At 65.1% G+C, this 6,864-nt stretch carries 4 protein-coding genes; 2 read left to right on the forward strand and 2 right to left on the reverse strand.

Annotated elements, in window-relative coordinates:
* Positions 1–23: 23 nt before the first annotated feature.
* Together AC6LKD_RS32320 and clpS are read right to left on the reverse strand one after the other, a co-directional pair.
* Positions 24–5,225, reverse strand: coding sequence for an alpha-2-macroglobulin family protein (locus tag AC6LKD_RS32320; RefSeq protein WP_498118525.1), 5,202 nt, complete (start codon positions 5,223–5,225; stop codon positions 24–26).
* A gap of 161 nt (positions 5,226–5,386) precedes the next feature.
* The gene (gene clpS, locus AC6LKD_RS32325) at positions 5,387–5,701 is read right to left on the reverse strand and encodes an ATP-dependent Clp protease adapter ClpS (RefSeq protein ID WP_006383989.1); all 315 of its coding nucleotides are present in this window, start codon (positions 5,699–5,701) and stop codon (positions 5,387–5,389) included.
* A gap of 225 nt (positions 5,702–5,926) precedes the next feature.
* Here clpS and AC6LKD_RS32330 point away from each other — a divergent pair, with 225 nt between their 5' ends.
* Entirely contained in the window at positions 5,927–6,172 is a 246-nt protein-coding gene (locus tag AC6LKD_RS32330) for a cold-shock protein (protein WP_006220277.1), read from the forward strand.
* A 200-nt stretch (positions 6,173–6,372) separates the two neighbouring features.
* Positions 6,373–6,780, forward strand: coding sequence for a DUF192 domain-containing protein (locus AC6LKD_RS32335; protein ID WP_148260723.1), 408 nt, complete (start codon positions 6,373–6,375; stop codon positions 6,778–6,780).
* Positions 6,781–6,864: the final 84 nt, after the last annotated feature.

Genomic DNA, 6,864 nt, shown 5'->3' on the forward strand with positions numbered 1-6,864 from the left:
CGCCACGGGGGTGGCGGCGGGGTTCAAGGACGCTTGGCGCCGCGGTCGCGGATCTCTACCGTGCTCCATTGCTCGCCTACGCCCCGGATTTCAGGCCGGTACATGTCCTCGGCCACCGTCGACGGCACCGCATAGCGGCCCGGCGTCACCACGCGCACCAGATAGAACACGTCCACCTTGCCGCGACCCAGCGACACCGCGGCCACATAGCGGTCGTCGCGGAACTCGCGGTGCTTGATGTTGGGATCGGACATGGCTTCGGCCACGCGGCGTCCGCCGATCGTCCATTCCTGCATCTCGGGGCTTTGCGACAGGTTCAGGTTTTCGACTTCAAAACCCGCCGGCACGCGATCCACCAGCAAGCCATCCGGAATGTTCTGGTTGGCGCTGGCTTGCACCCACACCACCAGCATGTCGCCGGTCTGCAGGCTGCCGCCATCCCACGGACGGCCGTCCGGACGGTACCAGCCGCGCTTGAGCTGGATGATGTCGCTGCGCGGCGCGGGCGTGGCGGTCGGGCTGCCCTGGATGTCGTATTCGACGAACAGGGCCTGACTGCCGGTGTTCAGCAGTTGCGTGCCCGCCAGATCGGCCGCCGACAGCGACACGCTCTGGTCGCTCTTGCCGCCGACCAGCGGCTTGCTGACGCCGTTGACGGTCAGCGTGGCCGACCAGGGCGTGGACTTGTCGCCGCCCAGTGCGCGAGCCGTCAACAGCAGGGCCATCTGCTCTTGCGTCGACAGGTACGAGCGGTTGCCCAGACGGCTGGCCAATTGCGTCAGCAGATTTTCCAGGCGCTCATGGCGCAGCTCATACTTGTTGGCGATCACATAGGCCAGCGCGTAGTCGCGCACGCTGCTGCCGTAGTCGCCCAGCCAGTCGTCGTAGTAGCCGGAATTGCGGCGCGCGTTGAGTCCGTACTCGCGCGCCATGGCCTGGTCGAGCGCACTCTTCATGCGCCCTTCGTCGCCCATCAGCTTGAACGCGGCCGCCAGCTGAATCAGCGGCAGCGGCGAGCGGGCACGCTCCTGGTAGTTGTCGTACAGCTGGCGCACCGTGGACAACGGCGCCTTCTTGTCGCGCGCCAGCGCCAAGGCGGCAGTGGCCAGGCCGGCGAAGCGGCGGTGGTCTTCCCGCAGGATGTTGGCGTCGTTGACGTCGTAGCGTCCGGACTCGAGGTTGCGCTTCAGGTTGGCCGACCAGGTGCCAAACGCGCCGGAGCTCTGCTGCACCTGCTCCAGCAGCCACTGGCGCGAACGGTCCAGCGATGCCTCGGGCACCTCGAAACCGTTGTCGCGGGCGTCCTGCAGGAAGCCGACGGCATAGGCCGTCAGCCACACGTCGCGCGAGGACGAGCTGCTCCACAGGTTGTAGGAACCGACGGCGTTGCGCATGCCGGCCAGGCGGCCGATCGCGCCGGCCACCTTGGCGTCGCGCTCGGCCTTGGTGCGCGGCTTGAGGCCGAACTGCTTGGCCGCTTCCTCATCCAGCATGACCCACGGCAGGGTCGCGCTGATGGTCTGCTCGGTGCAGCCATAAGGGTAGTTGAGCAGCCCCTCGACCAGGCGGTTGACGTTGATCGGCGGACGGTTCGAGACCGTCATGCTGACCGTGGTCGAATCCGGGTAGTAGGAAGCCACCCACGACGCCTGCGGCGCGTTGGCTTCGCCCGGACCCACGCGCAAGCGGCGTACCTGGCGCTCGGCCGCGTAGGCCGGTTGCACCTGCAGCACGGATTCGCGCACGATGTGCACGGGCTTGCCACCGCCCTGCCCGTCGACGGTCAGGCGCATCAGGCCCAGGCCATACGAACCGGTAGTCGTGGCGGTGAAGCGCAGCGTGGTGCGCTGCTTGTCCTTCAAGGTCACGGTCTTGACGCCGTCGACGATGCCCAACGGATCCAGCGCTTCCAGCTTGACCGTCACCTTCTGCTCGGCGCCGCTCATGTTGGTCAGGTCCAGCGCGATCGCGGCCTGGTCGCCCGGCGTGATGAAGCGCGGCGTATTCAGCTCGGCAACGATGGGCGCCGCCACCACCATTTCGGTGTCGGTGCTGCCGTAGTTGTCCGGCGTGAAGGCCACGGCCATCAGGCGCAGCGTGCCGTTGAAGTCGGGCAGATCCAGCGGAATATCCGCCTCGCCGTGCTCATTCAGCGTGACCGGACCGGAGAACAGGTCCACCAGCTTGACCTTCTTCGGCAGGCTCTTGCTATCGCCGCGCATGGCGGCGTCGCCGCCCCACTTCAGCTTGCCCTTGGTGCCGTCCATCTTCTCGATCAGCTTGCCGTACATGTCCAGCAGTTCGGGCGCGTAGCGGTGCTTGCCGAAGAAGTAGTCCAGCGGATCGGGCGTCTTGTACTGGTTGATGTTGAGGATGCCCACGTCCACCGCCGACAGGGTCACGGTGGCCTGCTTGCCCTGGGCGCCGTCGACCTTGACGCGCACGGTCGCCTTGGTTTCGGGCACCGCCTTGGGCGGCGCGGTCAGCTTGACGTCCAGCTTGCGGTCGCCGCTGGCGATCGGCAGGAAGGTCAGGCCCAGCGCGCGCGCCGGGGTCACGCGGTCGCCCTCGCTGCCGGGACGGAACACGGCGGCGGCGATGTACAGGTCGTGGCGCTTCCAGCTCTTGTCGACCGGAATCTCGACCTGCGTGCCCGTCGCTTTCACGGCCACCCAGGTGGACCACAGCATGCGGTCGCCTTCGACAGTGATGAGCGCCTGGCCGTCATGCGGCGGCGTCAGGGTCAGCTTGACCGTGTCGCCCGGTTTGGCGGGAACACCTTCGAGCTTCATCTGCACGCGGTCAGGGCGATTGCCCATGGAGTCGGCGTCCTGCGCGTTCCAGCCGGCGTAGAAGCGGTAGCGCAGGGTCTGGCCGGTTTCGGGATCGGCGATCTCCAGGCGGTAGCGGCCCCACTTCACAGGGACGGTCAACTGGGCGCGGTCATTCAACGCGATCTCGCGCGAATCCAGCAATTCGTCGGTTTCGGTGTAGCCGCTGTTCCAGCCGCGCTGGTCGTCGAAACGCCAGTAGTACTGGCGCTCTTCGCGGTACAGGCGCATCTGCGCCTGCGCCAGCGGCGCGATCTTGCCCTGCGCGTCCACGCGCAGCACTTCAAAACTGGCTGGCGCGCCTTCGCGGGCCACGTCGCCGTCGAATTGCGGACGCACGGCGATCAGGCGGTCGGCGGGCCAGACGCTGCGCTCGATCGAGCGCACCACCGGACGGCCGCCCGATTCGAGCAGGCTGGCCGATACGCGAACCTTCATCGGCGAACGCGTGCCGCCGGTGCGCGGGTCGACCTCGAGCTGGCCATGGCCCTTGTCGTCCAGGGCCGCTTCGGGCAATTCCTCGAAATGGCGGCGGCTATCGTCGGCCACGTCGCCGAAGATAAAGCCGGGCCATTGCTGGGGCAGCGCAAAACGGTCGCGCTTGACCTGGAAGCTGGAGAGCAGGCGGTTGCCGGCGGCGGGCGCGCCGTAGAGGTAGTCGCCCTGCACGTCGATGGTCAGCGTTTCCTCCGGCGACAGCACCTCCTGGTCGGAGGTCAGCGCCATCTTCATGCGCTCGGGCAGGAATTCCTCGACCTGGAACTTCCAGGACGCGTCCGGCGCGCGCGACGCGGGGTCCACGCGCAGTTCCAGCATCCAGGTGCCGGTTTGCGCGTCCAGCGGCAGATCGATGCTGCGTTCGATGTAGCCGGGCAGATCCTTCTTGGGCTGCCACAGGGTGGTCAGCACGGTGCGGCCGTCGGGACGCTTGATGGTGGCGGTCAGGGGCGACGGCGCCAGCATGCGGCCGTCCAGGTCGCGCGGCAGGACCGACACGTTGAAGGTTTCGCCGGGGCGGTACAGATTGCGGCCGGCGTAGACGAACAAGTTATTGGGGCGCGAAACGTGGCCGCCGGTGTCGAATTCCGACAGGTCCAGGGCGGGTTCGCCCAGGGCCAGCACCGTCATTTCCTTGTCACGCGAGGCGCGGATGACGCGCGCATTGGCGAAGCTGCCATCAAAGCGCACATGGCCCTGGCCATCGGCCGCGGCCTTGGCCAGCGACTTGCCAGCGCCGTCCACCAGTTCGAACACGGCGCCCGAGATGGCGGTGCCGCTCTTCAGGGACACGGAATAGGCTTCGATGCGGTCGCTGTAGCGGCGCGCGTGCAGGCCGATGTCGCTGACGTAGAAATAGGTCACCTGGTATTCGTAACGGAAACGGCCGGGCTGGCTCATCACCGCGACATAGATGCCGGGTTCCTGCAGTTCCTTGATGCCTTCGACCGGCAGGAAGGTGACATGGCGGCGGTTGGGCTTGTCGTCGGTAACGAAACGGCCTTGATAGACGCTGGTCGTCAGCGAGTTCAGGCGGTCCAGATCCCAGTTGCTGACCGAGCCTTTCAGGCTGCGGTTGTCGGAATAGCGCCAGCTGTCCTCTTCGTTGCCGCCATCGTCTTCCTCATCGGCGGAGGCGCCGGTATTGCGGCCAATGCCCAGCACGGTGTCGAACAGTTCGGGCACGCGCTCCGGCGACACGCGCAGGAATTGCACGTCCACTTCGGACACGTTCACCGTGGCCACGGGCAGACCGCCGTTCTGGCCGGCCGGCAGCACCACGCCGCGGCTAGCGAAATAGAACGAAGGCGGCATGGCCTGCGTGCTCACCTCGCAATTCGAGGCTTCCGCCAGCTTGACCCCTGCGCCCGCGCCGGGCAGCCCGGCGCGCACCGAGATCGCGTAGGAACGCTGCGGCTGCACGTAGGGGAAATAGACCATGCGGGGGTTGTCGCCGACCACCCAACTGCCCTTCAGGATCTTGCCTTTGGGCGCCGAGTCGCCCGGCCGTACCGAGGCAGGCTGATCGCCGCTGGTGGCGGTCGATTCATGGTCCTGGTCGCTAGCCGTGCCCGTGTCGGTCACCTGCAGAAAGCTGTCCAGGTTGGACTTGGCGTCCACCGGCTGAGTGAAAGTCACCGCGAGCGCCAAGGTATCGTTGTACTGGCGCGGCTGGCAGGAAAGCGCCGCGAAGGGATCGGCCGCGCCGACCACCGCGCTGGCGGGCAACGCCGGTTTGGCGTCGCCACCCGTCGGAGCCGCAGGCTGCGACACGACGGCTGGCGCCGGGTTGGCGGGCTGACGCTCCTTGCCCATCCACCAGCCCACGCCGATGGCGCCGGCCAATACCACGACCCCGGCTGTCGCCAGCCAGGCCTTGCTGATCTTTCCACTCACGGTAAATCTCCCGCTCACTCAAATATTCAGACGCACCGCCCCTTAGCGGCGGAGCTGCCGACCTGATCATTCCGCGCGCTTCTCGGGTACGCGGATACTGCATTTCAAAATAACCGGACAACACAACGCCGCCATGACAGGCGGCGCATCAAATGCTGGGTTCAGACGGGTTCCATCACGCATTGCAGAGGGTGCTGGCGCGCCCGCGCGTACTGGGCCACTTGCGCGATGCGCGTCGCGGCGAGGTCGCGGGGATATACCCCGCAAACACCACGCCCTTCGTGATGCACCTGCAACATGATCCTCGTCGCCTCTTCGTGATTCTTATTGAAGAACTTTTGCAGTACTTTCACGACGAATTCCATCGGGGTGTAGTCGTCGTTCAGCAGCAGGACTTGATACATCGGAGGCGGCGCGGCGCGCGCCGGAGCCTTCTCGACGGCCAAATCATGCTGGGTATCCAAGGTAGAACTCATAGGGCCGCTATTCTATTTAAACTGGGGACGGCTAGCGTGCAACTTACGGAAAATTACACGTAGAAATGCGTAGTTTCCATACTTGACGCCGCAAAGAAAAGCGGCGCATTATCCACGCATTCTGGGGTTTTCAACTCATCGAAAATCTGCCAGGAAGCCGGAGGGGGGACAGGGGTCTAGGCCGCGATGCCCTTCGTCAACATACGATTCAATGAGGCAGTCCGCATGTCTGATACGACCGCAACCGCCGTCCAAGGGGACAATCCCAAATCGACGGGCACCGTCAAATGGTTCAACGATGCAAAGGGGTTTGGCTTCATTACGCCCGACGACGGCGGTGAAGATCTGTTCGCCCATTTTTCGTCCATCCAGATGAATGGTTTTAAAACCCTGAAGGAAGGCCAGAAAGTCGCCTTCGAGATTATTCAGGGGCCCAAAGGCAAACAGGCGCTTAATATCACGGCTGCCTGAGTTACCCTTAAAGCGCAACGGTAAGGTTGCGCCATTATTCAGGCGGGGCTTTCGAGCCCCGCCTTGTTATTTTTCATTCATTGCGCCAGGTCATGCCCAAGAACGCCGTTTTAATTCCTGTCAGCCTCACGTTGTTCAAGACAGCGTTCTTCAGAAACCTCCTGCCGAAAGCCCTGGCCCCCGCCCTCGCCGCCATCGCGATGGCCCTGCCCGCAGCGGCTGGCGCGCAGCAGACCGGCCCGCAAGCGCCTCTGCCCACCACCCAGCTATCGGCTGGCATCCATATTATCCGCGCAGAAGTCGCCAACACGGAAGCGACCCGCCGCGACGGCCTGATGTTCCGCAAGGAGCTGCCCGGCAACGACGGCATGCTGTTCGTGTTCGAACAGCCCGACGTGCAGTGCTTCTGGATGCGCAACACCCTCCTGCCGCTCTCGATTGCCTTTATCGCCGACGACGGCACGATCGTCAACATCGAGGACATGGCGCCACAGACCGAAGATCCGCATTGCGCCAAGAAGCCGGTGCGCTACGCCCTGGAAATGGCCCAGGGCTGGTTCGAGCAGCACGGCATCAAGGCCGGCAAGAAGCTGGACGGCCTGCCCTGAAGCAGCCCGCCGGCAGATATGAAAAGGGAGCCCTCGAGGCTCCCTTTTCGTTCCAGCACGCATGGGCCGCAGGCGGCCCATGCG

The organism is Achromobacter sp. D7-1 (assembly GCF_059760445.1).